Source organism: Methylobacterium platani, from assembly GCF_001653715.1.
GTDB classification, from domain to species: domain Bacteria; phylum Pseudomonadota; class Alphaproteobacteria; order Rhizobiales; family Beijerinckiaceae; genus Methylobacterium; species Methylobacterium platani.
The window spans coordinates 113,295-137,918 of sequence record NZ_LWHQ01000009.1 but is presented as its reverse complement, the minus strand read 5'-3'; the positions used below and the strand labels follow the sequence as shown (position 1 = coordinate 137,918).

The following is a 24,624-nucleotide window of genomic DNA, read 5'->3' as shown; positions in this document are numbered from 1 at the left end:
CGCCCCACCGGCGGCGTCGAGAGAAAGGGGGTGACGGCAGGTCTCCTGGCTCGCGGCTCTTGGCCGGTCCACCGCCTTCCCGGATCGCTCCAGTGGCCGATGGCGGACCGTGTTCGACCGCTCACAGTTGCGGGGGCAGCCGCGGCACGCCGAACGATCCCGGCTCCCGCGTTCCCTTTTCACCTCGTTGCCGAGGCACCGTCGCGGCGACCCTAACGGGTCGCAAGCGGGCTTGCAATCGGCGCCGCCACCCGCGACACGTCCGCTCCCGGGTTTTCGCGAGAGGATGCGAGCGTGCCGGATCCGAATCGCGCATCGGCGCGCCTGACCCTGGTGCTGGGCGGCGCCCGCTCGGGCAAGAGCCGCTACGCGGAAGGGCTGATCGAGGCGCAGCCCGGGCCCTGGCGCTACCTCGCGACGGCGCAAGGGTGGGACGACGAGATGCGCGCGCGCATCGCCCAGCACCGCGCCCGCAGGCCGCCGCCCTGGGAGACGGTGGATGCGCCGCGCGACCTGGCGAGCGCGATCCGGCAGGCGCCGGCCGGCCGGCCGGTCCTGGTCGATTGCCTGACCCTGTGGCTGACCAACGCGATGCTGGACGAGGCGGCCGACCTCGCGGCGGAGGTCGACGGGCTGGTGGAGGCCTGCCGCGCGGCGGCGGGACCGCTGGTCCTGGTCTCGAACGAGGTGGGTTTGAGCATCGTGCCGGAGAACGCGCTCGCCCGGCGCTTCCGCGACGAGGCCGGCCGCCTGCACCAGCGCCTCGCGGCGATCGCCGACCGGGCGGTGCTGGTGGTGGCCGGCCTGCCGATGATCCTGAAGGGAGATCCCGCAGCATGACCGACGACGAGGCGGCGCGCCACCGCGCCAAGATGGAGAAGCGCAAGGCGGTCCAGGACGCCGAGGTCGCGGGCAAGACGATCGAGAAGGGCCTGCTGATCGTCCATACCGGCCCCGGCAAGGGCAAGTCGACGGCGGCCTTCGGGCTGATGCTGCGGGCGCTCGGCCGCGGCTGGCGGGTCGGCGTGGTGCAGTACATCAAGGGCGCCTGGGAGACCGGCGAGCGCCTGGCGATCGACCGCTTCGCCGATCAGGTCGAGTGGCACACGATGGGGGAGGGCTTCACCTGGGAGACCCAGGACCGCGACCGCGACGTGGCCGCAGCACGGGCTGCCTGGACCAAGACCGAGGCGCTGATGGCCGATCCGCGCGTCCGGCTCCTGATCCTCGACGAGCTCAACATCGCGCTGCGCTACGACTACCTGCCGCTCGCCGCGGTGGTCGAGCACTTGAGCCGGCGCCGGCCGGACCTCACGATCGTGGCGACCGGCCGCAACGCCAAGCCGGAGCTGATCGCGGCGGCCGACCTCGTCACCGAGATGACGCTGGTCAAGCACCACTTCGCCGCCGGGGTGAAGGCGCAGGAGGGGATCGAGTTCTGATTGACGCCGACGGCCGCAGCGGCGTAGAGCCCTGGCCATGACCAGCACCCGCCTCGCCGGACTCTATTACGCGCCGCTCCCGTAAGCGGCAGAGTGCTCGTCATCTCTCAACCGCTGCGACGTGTCGGCGGTTGAGGCTCCAGGATCGCAAGGGCCCGCCGACCTCGCCCCACCTTCGAGGTCTGCCCGTGTCCCCGTCCCCCATCGGCCTGATCGGCTTCGGCGCCTTCGGCCGCCTCGTCGCCGAGCACCTCGCCCCGCATGCCGGCTTGCGCATCCACGACCCGTTCGTGACGCCGGCCGCGTTCGCGGCGGCCGGAATCGCGCCCTGCACCCTGGCCGAGGCCGCCGCCTGCCCGGTGGTGATCCTGGCGACCCCGGTCTCGGGCCTCGCCGAGGTGGTGCGCGCGATCGCGCCCCACCTGCAGCCGGGCGCCCTCGTCCTCGATGTCGGCTCGGTCAAGGTGCGGCCGGCCGCGATCATGCGGGCCGGCCTGCCGGCCGGCATCGACATCGTCGCCACCCACCCGCTGTTCGGGCCGCAGAGCGCGCGCGACGGCCTCTCAGGCCTCAAGATCGCGGTCTGCCCGGTGCGCGGGACGCGCGCCCGGCGGGTCGGCGCCTTCCTGCGCCGGGCGCTCGGGCTGACGGTGATCCTGACGACGCCGGAGGACCACGACCGCGAGGCGGCCGCCGTGCAGGGCCTGACCCACCTGATCGCCAAGGTGCTGGTGGCGATGGAGCCGCTGCCGACCCGGATGACCACCCGCAGCTTCGACTTGGTGATGCAGGCGGTCGGCATGGTCCGGCACGACGCGCCGGAGGTCTACCACGCGATCGAGCGCGAGAATCCCTACGCGGCGGAGGTGCGGCGGCGGTTCTTCGACCTGGCGGCGCGGATGGACGGGGAGCTGGGGGAGGGGGTGCAGGTCGAGGAGAAGGTCCTTCTCGACGCCTGATGGGCCGCTCCTCGTCCTCCCGGGCTCCGCTTCGCGGCTCCGGGATGACGAGGAGGATGTCGGGCCCGCCCCGGGTCGAGGCGGGGAGCTACTCCCCCGCCGCCTCTTCCGCCGCCCGCGCCCGCTCGCGGCGCTTCTCCATCGCGCGGACCGAGAACACCGAGGCCTCGTAGAGGAGCAGCATCGGGATCGCCAGCGAGAGCTGGCTGATCACGTCGGGCGGGGTCAGCACCGCGGCGGCGACGAAGACCATGACGATGGCGTAGCGCCGCCGGTCCCTCAGGAACTTCGAGTCGATCACCCCGATCTGGCCCAGCAGGGTCAGGATCACCGGCAGCTGGAACGCGATGCCGAAGGCGAAGATCAGCGTCATGATGAGCGAGAGATACTCGTCCACCTTCGGCAGCAGCTCGATCGTGGCCTCGCCGGGCTGGCCGATCTGCTGCAGGCTGACCGAGAACTTGATCAGCAGCGGCATCGCCAGGAAGTAGACGACGAGGGCGCCGAGGATGAAGAAGACCGGCGTGGCGACGAGGTAGGGCAGGAAGGCCCGGCGCTCGTTGCGGTACAGGCCCGGCGCCACGAAGGCGTAGAGCTGGGTGGCCACCACCGGGAAGGACAGGAAGCCGGCGCCGAACACGCTCAGCTTGATGTTGGTGAAGACCTGCTCGAGGAAGTGGGTCGCGATCAGCCGCGCCTTGTCCGCCCCGACGACGCTGACATAGGGGTGGACGAGGATGTTGTAGATGTGCTGCGAGAAGAAGAAGCAGACGAAGAACATCACCCCGAAGGCGAGCAGCGACTTGATCAGCCGCGAGCGCAGCTCGATCAGGTGCTCGATCAGGGGTGCGCGCGAGGCCTCGATCTCGGCTTCATCGGCCTCGGTGATCATGCGGTCGGGCCCGTGCTGGCGGTGTCGTGAGGAGCGGTATCATGAGGGGCCGCCGCACGGGCCGCGTCGGCCTTGAGCTGCGCGGTCGCGGCGGCCAGCGCCGAGACCGAGGGCTTCTCGGCGGCGGGCTCGGGCAGGGCGTAGGCCGGCGGCGCGGCCGGATCGACGGGCGCGTGCGCCGGCTCCGGCAGCGCGGCGGCGCCGTGATCCGCGGCGGAGGCGAGGGGATCGGATACCGTCTCGGCGCCGGGCATCGCTTGCGTCGCGGGCTTGGGCACCCCGTCGACCGCGCCCTTGATCTCGTTGCGGATGGTCTGGACCGGGTTGAAGCCGGTCGTCGTCGCCGAGGCGACGCTGCGGTTGATGCCCTCGACCTCGCGGCGGACCTCGTCGAGCTCCGCCTCGCGCATCGCCTCGCTGAACTGGCTCTGGAACTCGCCGGCCATACGCTTGAGCCGGGCGGTGACCTGGCCGACGGTGCGCAGGGCCTTGGGCAGGTCCTTGGGGCCGATGACGACGAGCGCAACGCCGCCGATCAGCATCACCTCGCCCCAACTCATATCGAACATGGCGTGACGGCCCTGCTGCTCGCGCGGCGCACCTCGGTCCGGACGCCGCGCGCGGGCTGTCTAGCACGCCCTGGCGCCGACGCCAGTCACCGGCGAGCAGGTTCCCGAGGAGTATCGTGTGGCCTGCGGCCGTGGACCCGCGCCCGACGGCCCGGGCTGAACCCGGCCGCCGCGCGGGGACGCTCAGACGACCTTGCGGTCGGCGCCGGTCAGGGGCTCGCCGTGCTGCGGCACCGGACGCACCGGCTCCGTCGCGGTGACCGGCGGCATCTGGGCGGTCGGCACGTTCTGGGCGGTCGGCACGTGGACCGGCTGCTGGACGGGCTGCACCGGAGCGGCCGGCGGCGGCACCTGGACCGGGGTGACCGGCGCGTGCGGCACCTGCGCCGTCGTGGTCGGCACCTGGTCCTCGTCCGCCATGCCCTTCTTGAAGGCCTTGATGCCCTTGGCGACGTCGCCCATCAGGTCGGACACCTTGCCGCGCCCGAACAGCAGCATGATGATCACGCCGACGACGATCCAGTGCCAGATACTCGCGCCGCCCATGGTTCTCTCCTGCGCGGCGTCACGTTCGCCGCGGCACTCTCGCGGGGCACCGCACGGGCGCCCCAAACCTCTGATCCCGCAGGCTCATCGTCGCCGGACGGCGTCCGCGGCACTGGCGGTCCGGCCGGAACCTAAGGACGGGGAGGGACGAAAACAAGCGTTTCCTCGGGCCTGCGCCGCACGGAACGCCCGGGACTTCACTCCTGTGCGCCGCGATCCTCGGGATCGAGCGGATCCTCGTCGGCCTCCGCGCCGCCGCCCGGCTGCGGCACCCGGAAACCCGCCGGCAGCCGGCCCTCGATCAGGCCGAGGCCCTTGAGCTCGTCGAGCCCCGGCAGGTCGGAGACGGCGTCGAGGCCGAACTGGTCGAGGAAGGCCGGCGTGGTGCCGTAGGTGACCGGGCGCCCGGGCGTGCGGCGGCGCCCGCGCAGCCGCACCCAGCCGGTCTCGAGCAGGAGGTCGAGGGAGCCCTTCGAGGTTGTGACGCCGCGGATCTCCTCGATCTCGGCCCGGGTCACCGGCTGGTGATAGGCGACGATCGCGAGGGTCTCGAGCGCCGCCCGCGACAGCTTGCGCGGTTCCGGCGCGGTCCCGCGCAGGGCCGGGCCGAGGTCGGGCGCGGTGCGGAAGGCGTAGCCCCCGGCCGCCCGCGTCAGCGTGATGCCGCGGGCCGCGTAGGCGTGGGCGATCTCGGCCAGCACCGCCGGCACGTCGGTGCCGGGCCCGAGGCGGGCGGCGAGGTCGGCCTCGGTGACCGGCGCGGCCGCGGTGAAGATCAGCGCCTCGGCGAGGCGCGCGGCCTCGGACGGGACCGGTGCCGCCGGGCGGGGAGCCTTCGCCATGGCGTCAGGTCCCGGCGGCGCGGATCTGGAGCGGCGCGAAGGCCCGTTCCTGTCGCAGCAGGATCTGGCCCTCCCGGGCAAGCTCCAGCACCGCCGAGAGCGAGGAGGCCCGCACGGTGGCGCGGCGCTTCGGGTCGGCGAGGTACTGCCCGAGATAGGAATCGAGATCGGTCCAGTCGTCCCGCGGGCCGATCAGCCGCTCCAGTGCAGCGCGGGCATCGACGAGGGACCACACGCTGCGCGGCGGCAGGGTGACGGAAGCCCGCGCCCGCTCCTGGCGCTGGCGGGCATAGGCCGCGATCAGCTCGTGCAGCGTGACGGCGAAGGCGCCCGGGGCGGCGGCGGCCGGCTCGGGCAGGGCGGCGCCGCGGGAAAAGACGTCGCGCCCGAGCTGCACCCGCCCGGCGAGCCGCGCGGCGGCGGCGCGGATCGCCTCGAGGCGGCGCAGGCGCAGGGCCAGGGCCTCGGCGAGGTCGCCGGCGGCCGGCTCGGGACCGCGGGGCGGGGCCGGGAGCAGCAGGCGCGACTTCAGGTAGGCGAGCCAGGCCGCCATCACGAGGTAGTCCGCCGCCAGTTCGAGGCGCAGGCGGCGCGCCTCGTCGATGAAGCCGAGATACTGCTCGACCAGTGCCAGGATCGAGATCCGGGCGAGGTCGACCTTCTGGCGACGGGCAAGCTCGAGGAGCAGGTCGAGCGGGCCTTCGAACCCGTCGACATCGACCACGAAGGCCGTATCGGCCGAAGGCGCGGCGGGCGCCTCGGCGAAGTCGTCGGCCATCTCAGGCCGCGGCGGCGAGCCCGGCCTCGAGGCGGGCGCGGGCCTCGGCCGGGTCGAAGGACGCGGCGGCCGGGGCGAGCCGCGCCAGGGCGGCTTCGGCGCGGCGCAGGGCCTCCCCGGCGAGGACCGGCGCCGCCGACACCACCTCCTCCATCTCGGCCCGCACGCCGTTGCAATGCAGGCCGACGTCGCAGCCGGCCCGGAAGGCGGCGGCGGTGCGGTCCCGGAAGCTGCCCGAGAGGGCCTTCATCGACAGGTCGTCGGTCATCAGGAGACCGTCGAAGCCGATGCGGCCGCGCACGATCTCGCGGATGACGGTCGCCGAGGTGGTGGCCGGGTTGTCCGGATCGAGGGCGCGGAACACCACGTGGGCCGACATCGCCATAGGCAGGTCGGCGAGCGCCCGGAACGGCCGGAAGTCGTGCCCCGCGAGGTCGGCGAGGCTCGCCTCGACCACCGGGAGGGCGAGGTGGCTGTCGGCGCCGGCCCGGCCGTGGCCGGGCACGTGCTTCATCACCGGCAGGACGCCGCCGGCCATCAGCCCGTCGGCCACCGCCCGGCCGAAGGCCGCGACCACGGCCGGCTCGGTGCCGTAGGCTCGGTCGCCGATCACGTCGTGGGCGCCCGGCACCGGCACGTCGAGGACCGGGGCGCAATCGACGTTGATGCCGACCTGGGCGAGATCGTAGGCCATCAGGCGCGCGCCGAGCCCGGCGAGCGCCGGGCCGCCCTCGGGGCCGCCGGCGCGGAAATAGGCCCGGCCCGACGGGTAGGCCTGCCAGTGCGGCCGCGTCATGCGCTGCACCCGGCCGCCCTCCTGGTCGATCAGGATCGGGGCGTCGGCCCGGCCGACGGCCTCGCGCAGGGACGCCGTCAGGGCGCGCACCTGCCCGGGGCTCTCGACGTTGCGCTTGAACAGGATGAAGCCCCACGGCCGGACGTCGCGGAAGAAGGCGGCCTCCTCGGGGCTCAGGGCGGTGCCGGCGCAGCCGAGGATCAGGGCGAGGGTCATCGACGGCGGCTCTCGTCGTGGGAGGGAGAACGATCGCGCGGGGCCCACCCGGCGCCCGTGCGGGCGCGACAGGCGGGATTCGCGGGTGGATCAGGGGCGGGACCTTTAGGCGATCCGCCGGCCCGCGACTGTCGGCGGGGCGCCACAGCCGGCGGGTTCGCGATGGCGGAATCGTGGCGGGACCCGGTCGGCGGTCGGCTGGTCAGTTCTCGGTCAGTTCTTGGCGACGAAGCAGGCGGCGCCCGAGGCCTTGAGCTTGCCGCACAGGCCGTCGGCGCTCTCCTTCGACATCGGCCCGACGCGGACGCGGTAGATCGACTTGCCGTTGACCTCGGCCTGGCGGATCAGCGGCGACTGGCCGCCGAGCACGGCGCCGTAGCGCTCCTGGGCCTGACGGAAGGCGACCTCGGCCTCCTTCTCGGTGGCGCGCACGGAGAGCTGCACGGAGAATCCGCCGACCGGCGCCTGCGGCGTCGGCACCGCCTGGGTGGTCGGCGGCTCGGCGGAGGCGACGCGCTGGACCGGCTTGGACCGGCCCGTCTCGGGCCGCGCCGTTTCGGCGACCGGCACCTCGACGGCCGGGCTCTGCGCCGGCGCGGCCTGGACGACCCGGGCGCTGCGCGGCGTCACCGGGGCCGGGGTCGAGCCGGTCGCCTCGGTCGGCAGGGTCATGGTCGGGATCGGCGACGCCGGCTGCGCGGCGGATTGCGCCGCGGCCTGGGCGGCGCGCTGCGCCTCGGCGGGCGAGGGCTCGGGCCGGACCGAAACGGTGCGCACCTTGCGCGGCTCGCCGAGCGATTCGGTCAGCGCGTTGCCGGCGGGCGCGCCCGCGGGGGCGGCCTCGGCGGCGAGCGAGCGGGCCGCCTGCTTGACGTCGAGGGGCTGCTCCTCGCGGTTTACGATGCGGATCTGCCCGTCCTTGGCGCCGGTGGCGGTGGTGCCGCGCTCGTAGATCTGCTTGTTCTGGTCCGGGATCTCGACGCCGCCGGCATTCTGGGGCGCGACCTTGAGCGGGGCCTGGTCGGCCATCACCAGGATCGGCGCGCCGGAGCGGTTGTGGTGGAACGCCTTCCAGGTCAGCGCCCCGCCGATCGAGGCCGCCACGATGCCGAGCGCCGTGCCGACGAGGGCGATGCGCCGGCGGCCCCGCGGCCGCGGCTCGGGCGCCGGCGCATCCTCGCCGGGGCCGGGGTTCGGCTCGTCGACGGTCTCGCGCTCGACCGCGGCGAGGTAGTGGTTGAAGGCGGCCTCCGGCGTGTGCGCGTGAACCGGCGAACCCTGGACCGGGGCACCGAGGCTCGGCTCGCCGCGGGAAGCCGGGAGGTCGGCCCCGGGAGCGCCGCCGTAGCTCGGCAGCACGGGCTCGACGCGGCCGCCGCGCGTCTCGGCGGAGCGGCTCGCCTCCTTGGCTTCCTTGGCCTCGAGCAGGGCGCGGAACGGATCGTCCTGGCCGACGATGCGGGCGAGCTCGGCGAGGGGATCGGGCCTGGCGCCGGCACGCCCCGCGTCCTGATGCGCCTGGTCCTGCTGGGCGGAGGTCGGCTGCCGATCCTGCTCGTAGCCGTCGTAGTCGACGGGGATCCGGGAAGCATTCGTCGTCATGGCAGCACCATCCTGTTCGCCCTCGCGTCCCCTCACCGCGCTCGGGCCCGGCTCGGCGACACCGGCCGCCGGCCCCGGATATGGGGAGGCGGCCGTCAGATCCCACGCTCACGTCGCGCCCCGGCGGCGCCCGAGGGCGCCCTGCGGCGTCCGGTCGCGCGCCGATCCCGACGCGGAGCCTCAGCGCATCTCGTCGGGTGCGCCGACGCCGAGGATCCCGAGATTGGCCGCGACCACGCCCTTGAGGGCGGCGACGAGGGCCAGCCTCGCCTCGGTGGACTTTCTGTCGGTTTGATTAACAAACCGTAATTGCGGCAAGTCTTTGCCCTTGTTCCAGAAACTATGGAACGCGCTGGCCAGCTCGTAGAGGTGGAAGGCGAGGCGATGCGGCTCGTGGGCGGCGGCCGCCGCCTCGATCACGCGGGGCACCTGGGCGATCAGGCGCATCATCTCGATCTCGCCCGCATCGGTCAGGCCCGACAGGTCGGCACCCGCGAGGGCGGCCGGCGACAGGTCGAGATCGGGGAACGCCTCGCGGGCTTGGCGGAACACCGACGCCGCCCGGGCATGGGCGTACTGGACGTAGAAGACCGGGTTGTCCTTCGACTGCTCGACCACCTTGGCGAGGTCGAAATCGAGGGTGGCGTCGTTCTTGCGGTACAGCATCATGAACCGCACGGGGTCGCGCCCGACCTCGTCGATCACCTCGCGCAGGGTGACGAACTCGCCCGCCCGCTTCGACATCTTCACCGGCTCGCCGCCGCGCAGGAGCCGCACGAGCTGGCACAGCTTGACGTCGAGCGCCGCCTTCCCGTCGGAGACCGCCTTCACCGCTGCCTGCATGCGCTTGACGTAGCCGCCGTGGTCGGCGCCGAGCACGTCGATCAGCTCGACGGCGCCGCGCTCGACCTTCGCGCGGTGATAGGCGATGTCGGAGGCGAAGTAGGTGTAGCTGCCATCGGATTTCAGCAGCGGCCGGTCGATGTCGTCGCCGAAGGCGGTGGCGCGGAACAGGGTCTGCTCGCGGTCCTCCCAATCCTCCGGCAGCTGGCCCTTCGGCGGCGGCAGGCGGCCCTCGTAGACGAGGCCCTTCGCGCGCAGGTCCGCGATCAGCGCGGCGACCGCGCCGCCGTTGCCGCCGCCCTGCAGGGTGCGCTCGGAGAAGAACACGTCGTGGTGGATGCCGATGGCCGCCAGGTCCTCGCGGATCCGGTCCATCATGCGGTCGATGGCGAAGTCGCGCACCAGCGGCAGCCACTCGGCCTCGGGCTTGTCGCGTAGCGCCGCGCCGTACCTGTCCTTCAGCGCCTGCCCGACGGGCACGAGGTAGTCGCCCGGATAGAGGCCGTCGGGGATCGTGACGGTCTCGCCCAGAGCCTCGCGGTAGCGCAGGAAGGCCGAGCGGGCGAGCACGTCGACCTGGGCGCCGGCATCGTTGATGTAGTACTCGCGCGTCACGTCGCGGCCGGCGGCGACCAGGAGATTGGCCAGCGCGTCGCCGAACACCGCGCCGCGGCCGTGGCCGACATGCATCGGCCCGGTCGGGTTGGCCGAGACGTACTCGACGTTGACGCCGCCCGGCACCGCCGCGCCGCGGCCGTAGGCGGCGCCGTCGCGGAGCGCCGCCCGCACCACCTCGCCGTAGATCGCAGGGTCGAGCCGCAGGTTGATGAAGCCCGGCCCGGCGACGCTCGCCTCGGTCACCCGGGGATCCTGGCGCAGGTCGGCCGCCAGCGCCTCGGCGAGGGCCTTCGGGTTCGTGCGCGCCTCCTTCGCCAGCACCAGGGCGGCGTTGGTGGCGAGGTCGCCGTGGCTCGGGTCGCGCGGCGGCTCGACCACCACGCGGGCGCGGTCCAGCCCCTCCGGCAGGGTGCCGGCGCGGGTGAGCGTCTCGAGCGCCTCGCCGATGCGGGCCTCGAAGGCGGCGAAGATGTTCATGCGTTGACCAGTTCTGCAAAGTTCGGGCCGGAGGCGGACGGGCCGCATCCAGGCGCGCCGGGCTCTTCTCACGCCGGGGCGGGCGGCTGCAAGCGGGGCCGTTCCGTCGGGCGCCCCGCTCCCTCCCTTGTCGGCGCCCGACCGATGCTGCAAAGCGTCCGGGCGTCACCGGCCGGATTTGCCGGCCCATCAGAGACAGAACGATTCGGACCGCGCCATGCACGACATCCGGGCCATCCGCGACAACCCGGCCGCCTTCGACAAGGGCCTGACGAGCCGCGGGCTGGAGCCGCTCTCCGCCGAGCTGATCGGGCTCGACGACGCCCGCAAGGCCGCGATCTCGGCGGCGCAAGGGGCGCAGGAGAAGCGCAACGCCCTGTCGAAGGAGATCGGCGCGGCCAAGAAGGCGAGGGACGAGGCGCGGGCGCAAGGTCTGATGGCCGAGGTCGCCCGGCTCAAGGAGGAGGCGCCCGCGCTCGACGCCGCCGCCGACGCGGCCGGCAAGGCGCTGGCCGAGCGCCTGTCGGCGATCCCCAACATCCCGGGCCCCGACGTGCCGGAGGGCCGCGACGAGCACGACAACGTCGAGAAGAGCCGGTTCGAGGGGCGGGGGCTGACTCAGGAGGGCCGCCAGCACTTCGAGCTCGGCGAGGCCATGGGCCTGATGGACTTCGAGACCGCGGCGAAACTGTCGGGCTCGCGCTTCGTGGTGCTGAAGGGCCGGATCGCCCGGCTGGAGCGGGCGCTCGGCCAGTTCATGCTCGACCTGCACACGGCCGAGCACGGCTATACCGAGGTGGTGCCGCCGCTCCTGGTGCGCGACGAGGCGATGTTCGGCACGGCGCAACTGCCGAAGTTCCGCGACGACCAGTTCGCGGCGGTGCAGGGCTCGCCCGAGTTGGCGCAGGAGACCGGCGCCCCGAACCGCTGGCTGATCCCGACCGCGGAGGTGCCGCTCACCAACCTCGTGCGCGAATCGATCCTCGCCGAGGACGAGCTGCCCTTGCGCTTCACCGCCCTCACCCCGTGCTTCCGGGCCGAGGCGGGGGCCGCGGGGCGCGACACCCGCGGGATGCTGCGCCAGCACCAGTTCAGCAAGGTCGAACTCGTCTCGGTCACCGCACCCGAACGCTCGACCGAGGAGCACGAGCGGATGCTGGCCTGCGCCGAGGCCGTGCTGAAGCGCCTCGACATCCCGTTCCGCGTCGTCACGCTGTGCACCGGCGACATGGGCTTCGCCTCGACCAAGACCTACGACATCGAGGCCTGGCTGCCGGGACAGAAGACCTACCGGGAGATCTCGTCCTGCTCGGTCTGCGGCGACTTCCAGGCCCGCCGGATGGAGGCGCGCTACCGCCCGAAGGAGGGCAAGGGCGTGGCTTACGTCCACACCCTCAACGGCTCGGGCGTCGCGGTCGGCCGCGCGCTCATCGCCGTGATGGAGAACTACCAGAACCCCGACGGCAGCGTCACGGTCCCGTCGGCCCTCGCACCCTACATGGGCGGCCTCACCCGCATCGAAGGACACCGGTGATGCGCATTCTCGTCACCAACGACGACGGCATCCACGCGCCGGGCCTGAAATGCCTGGAGGACATCGCCCGCGCGCTCTCGGACGACGTCTGGGTCGTGGCGCCGGAGACCGACCAGAGCGGTGTCTCGCACTCGCTGTCGCTCAACGATCCCTTGCGCCTGCGCCAGGCCGGCGACAAGCGCTACGCGGTCAAGGGCACGCCCTCCGACTGCATCATCATGGGCATCCGTCATCTGCTGAAGGATCACGGGCCCGACCTCGTGCTCTCCGGCGTCAACCGCGGCCAGAACGTCGCCGAGGACGTGACCTATTCGGGCACCATCGCGGGCGCCATGGAGGCGACGATCCTCGGCGTGAAGGCGATCGCGCTCAGCCAGGCCTACGGCATCGGCGGGCGGGCGAACGTGAAGTGGCACACCGCCGCCCACCACGGCGCGACCGTGGTGCGGAGGGTCCTCGAGGTCGGGATCGAGCCCGGCATCCTGGTCAACGTCAACTTCCCCGATTGCGAGCCCGACGACGTGAAGGGCATCGCGGTGGCGGCGCAGGGCGTGCGCAATCAGGCGCTGCTCTCGATCGACGAGCGCGTCGACGGGCGCGGCAACCCGTATTTCTGGCTCGCCTTCGCCAAGGCGCGGTTCGAGCCCGGCCACGGCACCGACCTGAAGGCGATCGCCGACGGCTGCATCTCGATCACGCCCCTTCGCCTCGACCTCACCGACGAGCCGACGCTGACGCGCTTCGCCCAGGCCTTCGCGTGAGCCGGGACAGCGGGAATCCGGAGGGCGAGCCCTCCGGACCGGACGGCGCCGGGGCGGCCTCCGGCGCGATCGAGACCGCGGCCTTCGTGCTGGGTCTCAGGGCCCGCGGCGTACGCGACGCCGCGGTGCTCGGCGCGATGGAGCGGGTGCCGCGGGAGGCCTTCGCGCCGCTCGCCTTCCGCGACCTCGCCCGCCGCGACATCGCCCTGCCGCTGCCCTGCGGCCAGACCATGACGGCGCCGAGCGTGATCGCCACGATGCTCGCCGCGCTCACCGTCCCGGGCCTGCGGGTGCTCGAGGTCGGCACCGGGTCGGGCTACGCCACGGCCCTGCTGCTGCGTCTGGGCGCCGCCGAGGTGGTCAGCCTGGAGCGCTACGCCACGCTCGCCCGCAACGCCCGCTCGCGCCTCGACGCGCTCGGCTTCGGCGCCGCGACGGTCGGCCTCGCCGACGGCTGCGCCCCCCCGGAGGAGGCCGGCACCTTCGACCGCATCCTGGTCAACGGCACGCTCCGCGACCTGCCCCAGGCGCTGGTCGCCCGGCTGAACCCGGGCGGCCGCCTCGTCGGCGCGCTCGCCACGCCGGCCGGGCCCCGCCTCGTCGCCATCGCGCAGGAGGCCGACGGGCCGTGGCGGCAGGTGCGCGAGACCCCCTTGCGCCTCGCGCCGCTCACCCCCGGCCTCGCGGCGGTGCTCTGACCGGCCGCGATCCTCCCGCCGGCCGATTTCCCGCCGTCAGGGTGAAGCCGGGACGGCGCCGCGCAACGGAAGCTTAACCTGAATCCGCTTTGAATCCGCTTCATAGGGTTGCGTGGATGTACGGGTGCGTCGATGCGGGATCGCGGGGCAGGCAAGGGCATGAGGACGTTGTCGCGCTTCGCCCTCATCGGGCTGATCGGGGGCGCTTCGGCGGCCTGCAGCACCGATGCGGTGCGGCTCGATCCGTTCTCCAACCCGTTCTCATCGAGCGCGAGCGGCGAGCCGGGCGCCACCGGCAGCCTGCCGGAGGGCGAGGCGCTGACGGCGCCGGTGCGCTCGGCGCCGATCCAGTCGCGGCCCCTCTCGGCGCCGATGGCGGCCGCCCCGGTGTCGAGCCGCCCGGTCGCCGCGCCCGTGGCGACGCCGCGGGTCGCCGCGGCGGCCCCGGTGACCGGCGGCCCGGCCGGCTGGTCGCCGGCCGGCGGCACGACCATCACGGTCGGCCCCAATGACAGCCTGAACCAGATGTCGACCCGCTTCGGGGTGCCCTCGGCGGCGATCCTGCAGGCCAACGGCCTGTCGAGCGCCGCGCAGGTCACCGCCGGCCGCCAGATCGTGATCCCGGTCTACCATGCCGGCGGCGCGCCGGCGATGAGCGCCCGGTCGGTGCCGCCGGCGCCGCGGATGGCGATGACCGAGACCCGGTCCCCCGAACCGGTGCGCCGGGTCGCCGAGGTCGCCCCGCGTCCGGAGCCGGTCCGGCCCGAGCCGCGCCGCGAGCCCGAGCCCGAGCCGGCCCGCAAGCCGCATGCCCGCCCCGGCCAGGCCGAGGCGAAGCCGGTGGCCCCCGCCGCCGCCGAGCGCGCCGCCAAGCTGACCGCGCGCAAGCCCGAGCCCCGCGAGGAGGAGCGCGTCGCCGCCAGGTCGCCGCGGCCCGAGCCGAAGGCGGTCGCCAAGGTGGCCGCGCGCCAGCAGGACGACGAGGACGAGACGGTCGCCGCGAAGGCCCACAAGCCCGAGCCGAAGGCCGTCGCCAAGCTTGAGCCGAAGAAGCCGGAGCCGAAGGTCGCCGAGAAGGCGAAGCCCGAGCCCAAGCATTCGGAGACCAAGCATTCCGAGCCTAAGCATCCTGAGGTCAAGAAGGTCGCCGAGGCGGCCAAGCCCGAGGTCAAGAAGCTCGAGGCCAAGAAGCCGGAGCCGAAGCAGGCCGAGGCGCCGAAGCCCGAGGTCAAGAAGGTCGCGGAGCTGAAGCCCGCGCCGAAGCCGGAGCCGGCCAAGCCCGTGAAGGTCGCGGCCCTGCCCGAGAAGGCGGCCGAGCCGGCCCCGGCCCCCGCGCCGGCCCCTGCCGTCGCCCCGGCGGCGCCGGCGCCGGAGCCGCAGGCGAGCTTCCGCTGGCCGGCCCGCGGCCGGGTGATCAACGGCTACGGCTCGAGCGGCAATGAGGGCATCAACATCGCGGTGCCGGAGGGCACCCCGGTCAAGGCCGCCGAGGAGGGCACCGTGGCCTATGCCGGCAGCGACGTGAAGGGCTACGGCAAGCTGGTCCTGGTGCGCCACGCCAACGGCTACGTCTCGGCCTACGCCCATAACGGCGAGATCGACGTGCGGCCGGGCGAGAAGGTGAAGCGCGGCCAGACCATCGCCAAGTCCGGCGCGTCGGGCAACGTCACCTCGCCGCAGCTGCACTTCGAGATCCGCAAGGGCGCGACCCCGGTCGATCCGATGCCGCACCTCGCGAGCAACTGACGCTCGATCCACCGAGAGGGGAGGCGGGGCGCGCGAGCGCCCCGCCTTTTCTGCTGTCGGCAGCGAGCGGCCGTCCGAAGACTCTTCCCACCCACGACCTCATCCTGAAGTGCCGCGTAGCGGCCTCGAAGGAGGACTCCGGATATCACGGAGACATCGAGGGATGAGGTCGCGAACGGGACCGGACGGGTCTGCCCGCGCTGGGCGTTCGTGACGGCCGGCGGTCTTCAGTCCAGCCGCTGCCCCAGCCGCCCGGCGAGATCCTGGATGTACTGGAACGCCGTGCGGCCCGAGCGCGCGCCGCGGGTGGTCGACCATTCGAGCGCCTCGGCCCGCAGCCGCTCCGGCTCGACGGTGAGGCCGTGATGGGCGACGTAGGCGTCGATCATCGCCAGGTACTCGTCCTGGCTGCACTTGTGGAAGCCGAGCCAGAGGCCGAACCGGTCGGAGAGCGACACCTTCTCCTCCACCGCCTCGCCCGGGTTGATCGCCGTCGAGCGCTCGTTCTCCATCATGTCGCGGGCGAGCAGGTGGCGGCGGTTCGAGGTGGCGTAGAACAGCACGTTGTCGGGCCGGCCCTCGATGCCGCCGTCGAGCGCCGCCTTCAGCGACTTGTACGAGGTGTCCTCGGCGTCGAAGGACAGGTCGTCGCAGAACACCACGAAGCGGTGCGGATCGGGCCGCAGCCAGCCCATCAGGGCGGGGAGGCCCTCGATGTCCTCGCGGTGGATCTCGACCAGCTTCAGGGGCCGCTCCGGGCCGCGGGCGTTGATCTCGGCGTGCACCGCCTTGACCAGCGACGACTTGCCCATGCCGCGGGCGCCCCACAGGAGCGCGTTGTTCGCCGGCAGGCCGCGGGCGAAGCGCGCGGTGTTGTCGAACAGGATGTCGCGCATCCGGTCGATGCCGCGAAGCAGCCCCATCTCGACCCGGTTGACCCGCGGCACCGGCTGCAGGCGTCCGTCCGGCTGCCACACGAAGGCGTCGGCGGCCGCGAAATCGGGGGCCGGGATCGCCGGCGGGGCGCTGCGCTCCAGGGCCGCGGCGATGCGCAGCAGCACGGGCAGGAGGTCGGTCGCGGCGGCGGGATCGCGGGTCTGGTCGGTCATCGCGGGAAAACGGGCTCCTTGCGCAGGGGCGGACGAGCGGGTGGCGCCTCTTAATCCCGAGGCGGCGTGAACGAAAACCCGCCGGGATCGCGTGGGGACGCGGCCCTCCCCGACATTGCTTTCGGGTCGTCCCTGGCTATAGTCCGCGCGCTTTTGCAAGGCCGCCGGAGACCCGCGCGGCCCGATTTCGCCTTGCTCGGGAGACCTTGAGAGTGATCACGCCCGCCTTCGCGCAGGGAGCCGGGATGTCCGGCGGCACGGACATCCTCGTGCAGGTCGTCCCCTTCATCCTGATCTTCGTGATCATGTACTTCCTGATCCTGCGGCCGCAGCAGCGCCGCGCCAAGGACCACCAGGACATGATCAAGAACGTGCGCCGCGGCGACACGGTGGTGACCACCGGCGGCATCGTCGGCCGGGTCACCAAGGTCACCGAGGCCCCGGAGATCGAGGTCGAGATCGCCCCGAACGTCCAGGTCAAGGTCGTCCGCGCGATGATCTCCGAGGTCCGGGCCAAGGGCGAGCCGGTCAAGGCCGCCTGAGCTGTCGAACTGACGCAAGGGAGGCCCGGACGACTGCGCCGGGCCGCCCTATCTGACGCACATCGAGACCGGTTGGGACGCCGCGGATGCTCCGTATTTCCACCACGAAAGCCGTCGCGACGCTCGCCGTGATCCTCGTCGGCCTGATGCTCGCCGTGCCGAGCTTCTTCACGGCCGAGCAGCGCAACGGGTTCATCAAGTCGCTGCCGTCCTGGTTCCCGACCTGGATCGTGCCGACCCGCGCCATCGTGCTCGGCCTCGACCTCCAGGGCGGGTCGCAGATCGTGCTCGAGGTCGACCGCAACGATCTCGCGCGCAGCATGGCCGAGGGCCTGCGCGACGACGTGCGCCAGGCCCTGCGCGAGGCCGGCGTCCAGGCCGCCGGCGGCATCCAGCTGCAGCCCCGCGGCGTGCAGCTGCGCATCACCGACGAGGCCGCCCGCGCCAAGGCGATGCCGAAGCTCCAGGCCCTGTCGCAGCCCGTCACCGACGCGACCCTGGGCCAGACCGGCGCCCGCACCCTCGACGTGCGCGAGGAGCAAAACGGCCTGATCCAGCTCACCTTCACGGATGCCGGCTTCAACGCCCGGGTCCGCCGCGCGGTCGCCCAGGCGATCGAGGTGATCCGCCGCCGCGTCGACCTCGGCGGCACCACCGAGCCGTCGATCCAGCAGCAGGGCGCCGACCGCATCCTGGTCCAGGTCCCCGGCCTGCAGGACCCGGCGCGCCTCGAGGAGCAGCTCGGCAAGACCGCCAAGCTCACCTTCCGCCTGCTCGCCGACAGCCCGGCCGGCGACGTCGACATGCTGCCCTCCAAGGACGCCAACGGCCAGAAGGTGCCGGTCGATCGCCGCGTGCTCGCCGACGGCGCCGACCTGACCGACGCCCAGCCGGGCTTCGACCAGAAGTCGAACGAGCCGATCGTCAACTTCAAGTTCAACCTGCGCGGCGCCCAGAAATTCGGCCAGGCGACGAGCGAGAATGTCGGCCGGGCGCTGGCGATCGTCCTCGACAACGAGGTCGTGTCGGCCCCGCGCATCCTGCAGCCGATCACCGGCGGCCAGGGCCAGATCTCGGGCCGGTTCACGGTGCAGCAGGCCAACGACCTCTCGGTGCTGCTGCGCGCCGGCGCGCTGCCGGCGAAGCTCACCGTGATCGAGCGCCGCACCGTCGGCCCGGGCCTCGGCCGCGACTCGATCGAGGCCGGCAAGCACGCCACCATCGTGGCGACGATCCTCGTCGTCGTGCTGATGTTCGCGGCCTACGGCGTGTTCGGCCTCTTCGCCAACATCGCGCTCCTCGTCCATGTCGGGCTCATCCTCGGCCTGATGTCGGTGCTGGAAGCCACCATGACGCTGCCGGGCATCGCCGGCATCGTGCTCACCATCGGCACCGCGGTCGATTCCAACGTGCTGATCTACGAGCGGGTGCGCGAGGAGGTGCGGGCCGGCCGCTCGATCCCCTCGGCGCTGCAGGCCGGCTTCGACCGCGCCTTCGCGACCATCGTCGATTCCAATTCCACCATGGCGATCGCCGCGGTGATCCTGTTCTTCCTCGGCTCCGGGCCGGTGCGCGGCTTCGCGGTGGTGTTCATCCTCGGCATCCTGACCACGGTCATCACCGCCGTGACCCTGACCCGGATGATGATCGCCCTGTGGTACCAGCGCCTGCGGCCCAAGACCCTGCCGATCTGAGCGTCTTATCCGGCGGGCGGCTCGTGCCGTCCGCCCTACGCGCAGCGTCCGCTCCGGGCGCGCCGACACACCCTTCCGAGACCGACGATGCGCCTCCTCCGCCTCTGGCCCGACGAATCCCACTTCGACTTCATGCGCCTGCGGCGCTTCAGCTTCCCGCTCTCGGCCTTCATCTCGGTCGCCACGGTGGTGCTGTTCCTGCAGATCGGGCTGAACTTCGGCATCGACTTCAAGGGCGGAACCCTGGTCGAGCTGCGGCCGAAGCCCGGCGTGACCTCCGACGTCGGCGCGGTGCGCCACACCGCCAACGATTTCGGCTTCGGCGAGACCGAGGTGCAGGAGCTCGGCCAGGGCTCGATCTCGGTGCGCTTCCCGCTCCAGGCCGGCGGCGAGACCGGGCAGACCCTGGTGATGCAGAAGGCGCACGCCGCCTTCGACAAGGATTACGCCTTCGACCGCGTCGAGACCGTCGGTCCCCGCGTTTCGGGCGAGCTGGTGCAGTCGGGCACGATCGGCGTCGTGCTCTCGGTCGTGGCGGTGCTGCTCTACCTGTGGTTCCGGTTCGAGCGTGAACTCGCGCTCGGCGCCATTGTCGGCACGCTCCACGACATCGTCATCACGGTCGGGCTGTTCGTGATCACCCGGATCGAGTTCAACATGACCTCGATCGCCGCGATCCTCACCATCGTCGGGTACTCGCTCAACGAGACCGTGGTGGTGTTCGACCGGACCCGCGAGCTGATGCGGCGCTACAAGACCATGCCGACCGAGGAGCTGCTGAACCTCTCGATCAACTCCACCATGTCGCGCACGGTGATGACCGCGATGTCGACAGCCCTGTCGCTGCTCGCCCTGGTGCTGTTCGGCGGCGAGGCGATCAAGGGCTTCTCGGTGGTGATGCTGGCCGGCGTGGTGATCTGCACCTACTCGGCGATCTTCGTCTCGACCCCGTTCCTGATCTATATCGGGCTGCAGGCCGGCGGCGGCCGCGTGCAGCCGCGGGACACCTCCAGCCTGAAGCAGGCGGCCGAGTAGTGGCGGACGAGAGGGACGGCACCCCGGGGCGGCTCCACGACGGCTTCGTCCCGGGCCGCTACCCGATCGACGCTTATGGCGGCGGCGGCTTCCGCTTCGCCGAGATGTCGCATCGCGGCTCGATCCTGGCGCTGCCCTCCGGCGTCAGGGCCTGGGAGGTGACCGAGCCCGCCGGCATCACGCCGGCGAGCCTGGGCCCGTTGCTGGCCGAGGCCGGCGGGGTCGACCTGCTGCTGCTCGGCACCGGGGCCGAGATCGTGTTCGCGCCCGATTCCCTGCGCCGCCATCTGAAGGAGGCCGGGATCGGCCTCGACGTGATGCAGACCGGCGCGGCAGCGCGGACCTACAACATCCTGATGGCCGAGAACCGCAAGGTCGCGGCCGCCCTGATCGCGGTGCCCTGAGATCGTCATGAGCGAGGCCGAGACGCGAGACCCGGCCTGGGCCTACGCCCATTGCGAGACCCTGGTGCGCGCGGGCGACCCGGACCGCTGGTATGCCAGCCTCTACGCCCCCGCCGACAAGCGCCCCCATCTCCACGCGCTCGCCGCCTTCAGCCTGGAGGTGTCACGGGTGCGGGAAGCCGTGTCGAGCCCGATGCCGGGGGAGCTCCGCCTGCAATGGTGGCGCGACGCGCTCCAGGGCGAGGCGCGGGGCGACGTGCGCGCCCATCCGGTCGCGGCCGCCCTCGACGACACCCTGGTCAAGGCGCGGCTGCCGCGCCAGCCCCTCGTCGACCTGATCGACGCCCGGGTGTTCGACCTCTACGACGACCCGATGCCCGGGACCGGCGACCTCGAGGGCTATTGCGGCGAGACCGCCTCGTGCCTGATCCGCCTCGGCAGCCTGATCCTGGCGGACGGGTCCGAGCCCGGGGGAGCCGCGGCCGCGGGCCATGCCGGCGTCGCCTACGCGGTGACCGGCTTGTTGCGGGCGCTGCCGTGGCACGCGCGCAGCGGCCAGGTCTACCTGCCGGCGGACGTGCTCAAGGCCCACGGCGTCACCCGCGAGGACATCGTGGCGGGCCGGGGCGGACCGGGGCTGCTCGGCGCCTGCGCCGACATGCGGGCGCTGGTGCGCCGCCACCTCGCCGCCTACGCGGCCGAGCGGGCGGGTATCGCCAGCGTCGCCGCTCCCGCCTTCCTGCCGGTCGCCCTCGTCGAGGCCTATCTCGCGCAGATGGAGCGGCCGGGCTACGACCCGCTGGCGAGCGTGATCGACGTGCCGAACTGGCGCCGGATCTGGCGGCTGTGGCGGGCGGCGCGGTCGGTGCGGTAACGCCCGCAGCCGTTTCACCCCACCGCGTCCTCCCGGGGCCGCACAGCGGAACCCGGGATCCGCAACCCCCGAGGCTGCAGGACGAGGCGGGACGAGACCCGCCCTTTTCTTCGACGGTCGGCGGTTCTGGACCCGGGTTCTCGACTTCGTCGAGCCCCGGGATGACGTGGTGGGTGTGAGAGCCGTCGAGCCGCCCGCTGCTACTCCGCCGCCTCGGCCGGCAGCGGGGCCGGCGCCTCGCCGAGCCACGCCCCCAGATCGGCCCGGGCGCGGTCGGTCAGCGCACGCTTCTTCGCCTGCGCCTTCTCGGTCCCGCGCAGGCGCTTGCCGTCGAGGGCCTTCGGCGCCCGGTCGAGGGGCGGGAAGAGGCCGAAATTGACGTTCATCGGCTGGAACGAGCGCGGCTTGCCGGCCTCCTCGGACGAGGCGGCCTCGTCGGAGATGTGCCCGCCGGTGATGTGGCCGATCAGGGCGCCGAGCGCCGTGGTGACGGGCAGGGGCTCGAGCGACCGGCCCTGGCGCTCGGCCGCGGCGAAGCGGCCGGCCATCAGGCCGATCGCGGCGCTCTCGACGTAGCCCTCGCAGCCGGTGATCTGGCCGGCGAAGCGCAGGCGCGGCTCGGCCTTGAGCCGCAGGGTGGCGTCGAGGAGGCGGGGGCTGTCGAGGTAGGTGTTGCGGTGCAGGCCGCCGAGGCGCGCGAACTCGGCGTTCTCCAGGCCGGGAATGGTGCGGAACACCCGCACCTGCTCGGCGTGGCGCAGCTTCGTCTGGAAGCCGACCATGTTGTAGAGCGTGCCGAGCGCGTTGTCCTGGCGCAGCTGCACGATGGCGTAGGCCTTCACCGTCGGGTTGTGCGGGTTGGTCAGGCCGAACGGCTTCATCGGCCCGTGGCGCAGGGTCTCGGGGCCGCGCTCGGCCATCACCTCGATCGGCAGGCAGCCGTCGAAATAGGGGGTCGAGGCCTCCCACTCCTTGAACGTGGTCTTCTCGCCCTCGATCAGCGCCGCGATGAAGGCGGCGTATTGCTCGCGGTCGAGCGGGCAGTTGATGTAGTCGGCCCCGGTGCCGCCGGGCCCGACCTTGTCGTAGCGCGACTGGAACCAGGCCTTGCCCATGTCGATCGAGTCGCGGTGCACGATCGGCGCGATCGCGTCGAAGAAGGCGAGCGACTCGGCGCCGGTGAGGCCGCGGATGCCCTCGGCGAGGCCCGGCGCGGTGAGGGGACCGGTCGCCACGACCACGCTGTCCCAGGACGCGGGCGGCAGGCCGTCGATCTCCTCGCGAACGATCGTCACGTTCGGATGCGCCTCGAGCGCGGCCGTGACGGCCCGGCTGAAGCCGTCGCGGTCGACGGCGAGCGCCCCGCCGGCCGGCACTTGGTTGCCGTCGCCGCACGCCATGATCAGCGAGCCGAGGCGGCGCATCTCCTGGTGCAGCAGCCCGACGGCATTCTGCGTCGCGTCGTCGGAGCGGAATGAGTTCGAGCAGACGAGCTCGGCGAGATCCTGCGTCTGGTGCGCCTCGGTGCCGCGCACGGGCCGCATCTCGTGCAGCACCACGGGCAGGCCGGCCTCGGCGATCTGCCAGGCGGCTTCGGAACCGGCGAGGCCGCCGCCGACGACGTGAATGGGGTCTGATCCGGACATGACGCGGCATATCGGATCGACGGCCGCCGATGCAACACCGGCGATGGGACGCGGATGCCCGGGCGGGAACAGGGGCCCGGCCTGCGAGGGTCCGGACATGCGAACGCCCGCCGAGAGGGCGGGCGCGCGAGACGATGGCCGGCCGCGAGGGCCTTCGATCGACTGGGGTACGCGGTACGCGGGTACTCGGTACTCTGTGGGTGCTTACGCGACCGAGCGGGCGATGCCCTGGATCTCGAAGCGGCTGATGCCGAGATCGTCGAGCTCGCGGTCGGACAGACGCGACAGCTCGTGCACCGTCTCGCGGTAGCGCAGGTAGGAGCGGATCTTGCTGAGGATGAGGGAGACGAACATCGGATTTGACCTCTGGAAGAGCAGGCGGTGCCAACCGTTTCGGCAGCGGCTGCCTGTCTCTGTTGCAACGCACCATATGGGAAACGGCTGCGGTGGTGGGAGAGGGAGTCGCGTAAGCCAGCCATGCGCGATTCACATGCAGCGCGCAGGGAATCGTCAACCAAGCCCCGTGCCCGCCGATTTGGCAGCACTCTGGCGCATGAATCGCAAGGTTTTCGGGTGTTTAGGCATTATGCTGCACACGCGAAGGGCAGCGCTGCCAGAGGGACGCGGCAGGGTACCAGGGTGAGCCTGAGCGCAAGCGTGCGGCAGCCGGTGATGACGCTGTGTGCAATGCGGTGAGAAGCGGGTTCGAGCCGGGTCGGCGAGTTCGCGCGAGGCATGCCGGCCGTGCCGCGCGTCGCGCAGGGCGCACCAGTCCGAAAGGACCGGTGAGACGAGCGACGTGAGTTGTCCCCGCCCGGGACCGCGCCGGTCGCGGCGAGACGACGGTCTGCGCTCTCCCGGCCGGCCCCGCCGCCGGTACGGACGCGGAGGGAGGAACGCCGGCCGGATCCTCAGTGCAGCCGCGGCGCGACCAGGAAGGTCGCGCGATCGGCCGAGACGACCGGGATGTTCAGCGTGCGGCCGTCGCGGTGGACGGTCAGCGGCACGGTGATGCCGGCGGGCCCGAGCGCCCAGACGGCGCGCAGGAAGCCCGCGAGGTCGCCGATCTCGGTCTGGCCCACCGCCATCAGGATGTCGCCGGCACGCAGGTCGGCGGTCTCGGCCGGGGCGCGGGGCGAGAGGCCCATCACCACGACCTGGTCGTCCATCTCGGTGGCGTAGAGACCGAGCCAGGGCCGGGGCGGCCCGGAGACCCGGCCGAGCGTGGTCAGGTCGTGGAGGATCGGCTTCAGCAGGTCGATCGGCACCGCCATGTTGATGGCGCGGTTGTCGCGGCCGCCCTGCTGCAGCTGGAGCGAGCCGATGCCGGTGAGCTCGCCCGCCGGGCCGATCAGCGCCGCACCGCCCCAATGCGGGTGCGAAGGCGCGGTGAAGATCGCGTCGTCGAGAAGGTATTCCCAGTAGCCGGCGAATTCCTGCCGGGCCACGACCTCGGCGGCGACCGCGCGGGAGCGGCCGCCGGCCCCGGCCATCACCAGCCGGTCGCCGACGCGCACCGTGTCGGCGCTCCCGAGGGCCAGGTGCGGCAGGTCGAGCCGGCCGAGCGCCTGGACCAGGCCGAAGCCGGTGGCGGCGTCGTAGCCGACCACGTGGCCCGGCGCCGTGCGCCCGTCATGGGCGGTGAGCCAGACGCTCTCGGCCTCGGTGATCAGGTAGCCGATGGTGAGGACCAGCCCGTCCTCGCCGATCACCACCCCGTTGCCGGCCCGCTCGGTACCGAGGATCTCGGCGGTGTAGGCGCCGTCGGGCACCCGCGAGGACAGGGCGACCACCGCGGTCAGGGTCTGGTCGAGGTCGTAGGAATAGCCGGCCGGGCGGGGCTGCACCGCGGGGGGGATCTTCCAGTCGCCGGGCGCCGCCATGATGGTCTCCTGGCGGGGCGTGCCGCCCCGCGCGTCGTGTCGTCCGGCGGGGTTCGTCGGCCCCGCCCGCTCGCTCCGTTATAGGTCGCGGAGCCGGGCCCGACAGGCGCGGCGCGCC

The 24,624-nt window shown here is 72.7% G+C and carries 23 protein-coding genes, 1 pseudogene and 1 riboswitch; of the genes and pseudogenes, 12 read left to right on the top strand and 12 right to left on the bottom strand.

The window, feature by feature from the left end; translation table 11 throughout:
* Nucleotides 1-18: 18 nt before the first annotated feature.
* A riboswitch (cobalamin riboswitch) is annotated at nt 19-218 on the bottom strand.
* 106 nt (nt 219-324) lie between these two features.
* The 3 genes from cobU to A5481_RS04600 all read left to right on the top strand — a co-directional run bounded on the left by cobU (nt 325) and on the right by A5481_RS04600 (nt 2,401).
* Nucleotides 325-840: a bifunctional adenosylcobinamide kinase/adenosylcobinamide-phosphate guanylyltransferase gene (gene cobU, locus A5481_RS04610; RefSeq protein ID WP_048433199.1), complete on the top strand. Its 516-nt coding sequence runs from the start codon at nt 325-327 to the stop codon at nt 838-840.
* Nucleotides 837-1,442, top strand: a complete 606-nt coding sequence (gene cobO / locus A5481_RS04605; protein WP_048433157.1) for a cob(I)yrinic acid a,c-diamide adenosyltransferase — start codon at nt 837-839, stop codon at nt 1,440-1,442. Before cobU ends, cobO begins: the two co-directional genes overlap by 4 nt.
* A 188-nt stretch (nt 1,443-1,630) precedes the next feature.
* Complete coding sequence (locus tag A5481_RS04600) at nt 1,631-2,401, top strand: prephenate dehydrogenase/arogenate dehydrogenase family protein (protein ID WP_245238739.1); 771 nt, start codon at nt 1,631-1,633, stop codon at nt 2,399-2,401.
* 88 nt (nt 2,402-2,489) lie between these two features.
* Here A5481_RS04600 and tatC read toward each other — a convergent pair whose 3' ends face one another.
* The 8 genes and pseudogenes from tatC to argS form a co-directional block, all read right to left on the bottom strand.
* The gene (gene tatC / locus A5481_RS04595) at nt 2,490-3,293 is read right to left on the bottom strand and encodes a twin-arginine translocase subunit TatC (protein WP_048433158.1); all 804 of its coding nucleotides are present in this window, start codon (nt 3,291-3,293) and stop codon (nt 2,490-2,492) included.
* Nucleotides 3,290-3,862: a Sec-independent protein translocase protein TatB gene (gene tatB / locus A5481_RS32130; protein ID WP_082173032.1), complete on the bottom strand. Its 573-nt coding sequence runs from the start codon at nt 3,860-3,862 to the stop codon at nt 3,290-3,292. Before tatB ends, tatC begins: the two co-directional genes overlap by 4 nt.
* Before the next feature lie 285 nt (nt 3,863-4,147).
* Nucleotides 4,148-4,408, bottom strand: a pseudogene (locus tag A5481_RS35115) (twin-arginine translocase TatA/TatE family subunit); the annotation flags it as partial.
* A gap of 197 nt (nt 4,409-4,605) precedes the next feature.
* The gene (gene scpB / locus A5481_RS04580; RefSeq protein ID WP_048433160.1) at nt 4,606-5,250 is read right to left on the bottom strand and encodes an SMC-Scp complex subunit ScpB; all 645 of its coding nucleotides are present in this window, start codon (nt 5,248-5,250) and stop codon (nt 4,606-4,608) included.
* Nucleotides 5,251-5,254: 4 nt separating this feature from the next.
* Nucleotides 5,255-6,028 carry a segregation and condensation protein A gene (locus A5481_RS04575; RefSeq protein WP_048433161.1) on the bottom strand — a complete coding sequence of 258 codons (774 nt, stop codon included), beginning with the start codon at nt 6,026-6,028 and terminating at the stop codon, nt 5,255-5,257.
* A gap of 1 nt (nt 6,029) precedes the next feature.
* Nucleotides 6,030-7,040, bottom strand: coding sequence for a beta-N-acetylhexosaminidase (gene nagZ / locus A5481_RS04570; RefSeq protein ID WP_048433162.1), 1,011 nt, complete (start codon nt 7,038-7,040; stop codon nt 6,030-6,032).
* 213 nt (nt 7,041-7,253) lie between these two features.
* On the bottom strand, nt 7,254-8,642 hold the full coding sequence (locus A5481_RS04565; RefSeq protein WP_048433163.1) for an SPOR domain-containing protein: 1,389 nt from the start codon (nt 8,640-8,642) through the stop codon (nt 7,254-7,256).
* 180 nt (nt 8,643-8,822) lie between these two features.
* Nucleotides 8,823-10,580 (bottom strand): arginine--tRNA ligase, encoded by a 1,758-nt coding sequence (argS, locus tag A5481_RS04560; RefSeq protein ID WP_048433164.1) that lies wholly within the window; start codon nt 10,578-10,580, stop codon nt 8,823-8,825.
* Between the two features lie 217 nt (nt 10,581-10,797).
* On the opposite strand from argS, the gene serS reads away from it, so the two are divergent.
* The 4 genes from serS to A5481_RS04540 all read left to right on the top strand — a co-directional run bounded on the left by serS (nt 10,798) and on the right by A5481_RS04540 (nt 15,319).
* Nucleotides 10,798-12,114 (top strand): serine--tRNA ligase, encoded by a 1,317-nt coding sequence (gene serS, locus A5481_RS04555; protein WP_048433165.1) that lies wholly within the window; start codon nt 10,798-10,800, stop codon nt 12,112-12,114.
* The gene (gene surE / locus A5481_RS04550; RefSeq protein ID WP_048433166.1) at nt 12,114-12,875 is read left to right on the top strand and encodes a 5'/3'-nucleotidase SurE; all 762 of its coding nucleotides are present in this window, start codon (nt 12,114-12,116) and stop codon (nt 12,873-12,875) included. The genes serS and surE overlap by 1 nt, the downstream gene beginning before the upstream one ends.
* On the top strand, nt 12,872-13,573 hold the full coding sequence (locus A5481_RS04545) for a protein-L-isoaspartate O-methyltransferase family protein (protein ID WP_082173033.1): 702 nt from the start codon (nt 12,872-12,874) through the stop codon (nt 13,571-13,573). The genes surE and A5481_RS04545 overlap by 4 nt, the downstream gene beginning before the upstream one ends.
* A 159-nt stretch (nt 13,574-13,732) precedes the next feature.
* On the top strand, nt 13,733-15,319 hold the full coding sequence (locus tag A5481_RS04540) for a peptidoglycan DD-metalloendopeptidase family protein (protein ID WP_245238740.1): 1,587 nt from the start codon (nt 13,733-13,735) through the stop codon (nt 15,317-15,319).
* A 227-nt stretch (nt 15,320-15,546) separates the two neighbouring features.
* Here A5481_RS04540 and A5481_RS04535 read toward each other — a convergent pair whose 3' ends face one another.
* Nucleotides 15,547-16,428, bottom strand: coding sequence for an ATP-binding protein (locus A5481_RS04535; RefSeq protein WP_048433168.1), 882 nt, complete (start codon nt 16,426-16,428; stop codon nt 15,547-15,549).
* Nucleotides 16,429-16,640: 212 nt separating this feature from the next.
* On the opposite strand from A5481_RS04535, the gene yajC reads away from it, so the two are divergent.
* The 5 genes from yajC (at nt 16,641) to A5481_RS04510 (ending at nt 20,977) form a co-directional block, all read left to right on the top strand.
* Nucleotides 16,641-16,970, top strand: a complete 330-nt coding sequence (gene yajC / locus A5481_RS04530) for a preprotein translocase subunit YajC (protein WP_048433169.1) — start codon at nt 16,641-16,643, stop codon at nt 16,968-16,970.
* 86 nt (nt 16,971-17,056) lie between these two features.
* Complete coding sequence (secD, locus tag A5481_RS04525; RefSeq protein WP_048433170.1) at nt 17,057-18,664, top strand: protein translocase subunit SecD; 1,608 nt, start codon at nt 17,057-17,059, stop codon at nt 18,662-18,664.
* Nucleotides 18,665-18,751: 87 nt separating this feature from the next.
* Nucleotides 18,752-19,699, top strand: a complete 948-nt coding sequence (gene secF, locus A5481_RS04520) for a protein translocase subunit SecF (RefSeq protein ID WP_048433171.1) — start codon at nt 18,752-18,754, stop codon at nt 19,697-19,699.
* On the top strand, nt 19,699-20,103 hold the full coding sequence (locus A5481_RS04515) for an Mth938-like domain-containing protein (RefSeq protein WP_048433172.1): 405 nt from the start codon (nt 19,699-19,701) through the stop codon (nt 20,101-20,103). The genes secF and A5481_RS04515 overlap by 1 nt, the downstream gene beginning before the upstream one ends.
* Before the next feature lie 7 nt (nt 20,104-20,110).
* Complete coding sequence (locus A5481_RS04510) at nt 20,111-20,977, top strand: phytoene/squalene synthase family protein (RefSeq protein ID WP_048433173.1); 867 nt, start codon at nt 20,111-20,113, stop codon at nt 20,975-20,977.
* A 200-nt stretch (nt 20,978-21,177) separates the two neighbouring features.
* Here A5481_RS04510 and trmFO read toward each other — a convergent pair whose 3' ends face one another.
* From trmFO to A5481_RS04500, 3 genes are all read right to left on the bottom strand, one after another.
* On the bottom strand, nt 21,178-22,623 hold the full coding sequence (trmFO, locus tag A5481_RS04505) for a methylenetetrahydrofolate--tRNA-(uracil(54)-C(5))-methyltransferase (FADH(2)-oxidizing) TrmFO (protein WP_048433174.1): 1,446 nt from the start codon (nt 22,621-22,623) through the stop codon (nt 21,178-21,180).
* A 204-nt stretch (nt 22,624-22,827) separates the two neighbouring features.
* Entirely contained in the window at nt 22,828-22,977 is a 150-nt protein-coding gene (locus A5481_RS32125; RefSeq protein ID WP_082173034.1) for a DUF1127 domain-containing protein, read from the bottom strand.
* 557 nt (nt 22,978-23,534) lie between these two features.
* The gene (locus A5481_RS04500) at nt 23,535-24,506 is read right to left on the bottom strand and encodes a S1C family serine protease (RefSeq protein ID WP_048433175.1); all 972 of its coding nucleotides are present in this window, start codon (nt 24,504-24,506) and stop codon (nt 23,535-23,537) included.
* Nucleotides 24,507-24,624: the final 118 nt, after the last annotated feature.

What these genes read in the sequence shown, in the direction of transcription:
- cobO (WP_048433157.1), top strand. Translation starts at nt 837, where the DNA reads ATGACCGACGACGAGGCGGCGCGCCACCGCGCCAAGATGGAGAAGCGC.
- tatC (WP_048433158.1), bottom strand. Translation starts at nt 3,293, where the DNA reads ATGATCACCGAGGCCGATGAAGCCGAGATCGAGGCCTCGCGCGCACCC.
- tatB (WP_082173032.1), bottom strand. Translation starts at nt 3,862, where the DNA reads ATGTTCGATATGAGTTGGGGCGAGGTGATGCTGATCGGCGGCGTTGCG.
- scpB (WP_048433160.1), bottom strand. Translation starts at nt 5,250, where the DNA reads ATGGCGAAGGCTCCCCGCCCGGCGGCACCGGTCCCGTCCGAGGCCGCG.
- A5481_RS04575 (WP_048433161.1), bottom strand. Translation starts at nt 6,028, where the DNA reads ATGGCCGACGACTTCGCCGAGGCGCCCGCCGCGCCTTCGGCCGATACG.
- nagZ (WP_048433162.1), bottom strand. Translation starts at nt 7,040, where the DNA reads ATGACCCTCGCCCTGATCCTCGGCTGCGCCGGCACCGCCCTGAGCCCC.
- A5481_RS04565 (WP_048433163.1), bottom strand. Translation starts at nt 8,642, where the DNA reads ATGACGACGAATGCTTCCCGGATCCCCGTCGACTACGACGGCTACGAG.
- argS (WP_048433164.1), bottom strand. Translation starts at nt 10,580, where the DNA reads ATGAACATCTTCGCCGCCTTCGAGGCCCGCATCGGCGAGGCGCTCGAG.
- serS (WP_048433165.1), top strand. Translation starts at nt 10,798, where the DNA reads ATGCACGACATCCGGGCCATCCGCGACAACCCGGCCGCCTTCGACAAG.
- surE (WP_048433166.1), top strand. Translation starts at nt 12,114, where the DNA reads ATGCGCATTCTCGTCACCAACGACGACGGCATCCACGCGCCGGGCCTG.
- A5481_RS04540 (WP_245238740.1), top strand. Translation starts at nt 13,733, where the DNA reads ATGAGGACGTTGTCGCGCTTCGCCCTCATCGGGCTGATCGGGGGCGCT.
- A5481_RS04535 (WP_048433168.1), bottom strand. Translation starts at nt 16,428, where the DNA reads ATGACCGACCAGACCCGCGATCCCGCCGCCGCGACCGACCTCCTGCCC.
- secD (WP_048433170.1), top strand. Translation starts at nt 17,057, where the DNA reads ATGCTCCGTATTTCCACCACGAAAGCCGTCGCGACGCTCGCCGTGATC.
- secF (WP_048433171.1), top strand. Translation starts at nt 18,752, where the DNA reads ATGCGCCTCCTCCGCCTCTGGCCCGACGAATCCCACTTCGACTTCATG.
- A5481_RS04510 (WP_048433173.1), top strand. Translation starts at nt 20,111, where the DNA reads ATGAGCGAGGCCGAGACGCGAGACCCGGCCTGGGCCTACGCCCATTGC.
- trmFO (WP_048433174.1), bottom strand. Translation starts at nt 22,623, where the DNA reads ATGTCCGGATCAGACCCCATTCACGTCGTCGGCGGCGGCCTCGCCGGT.
- A5481_RS32125 (WP_082173034.1), bottom strand. Translation starts at nt 22,977, where the DNA reads ATGTTCGTCTCCCTCATCCTCAGCAAGATCCGCTCCTACCTGCGCTAC.
- A5481_RS04500 (WP_048433175.1), bottom strand. Translation starts at nt 24,506, where the DNA reads ATGGCGGCGCCCGGCGACTGGAAGATCCCCCCCGCGGTGCAGCCCCGC.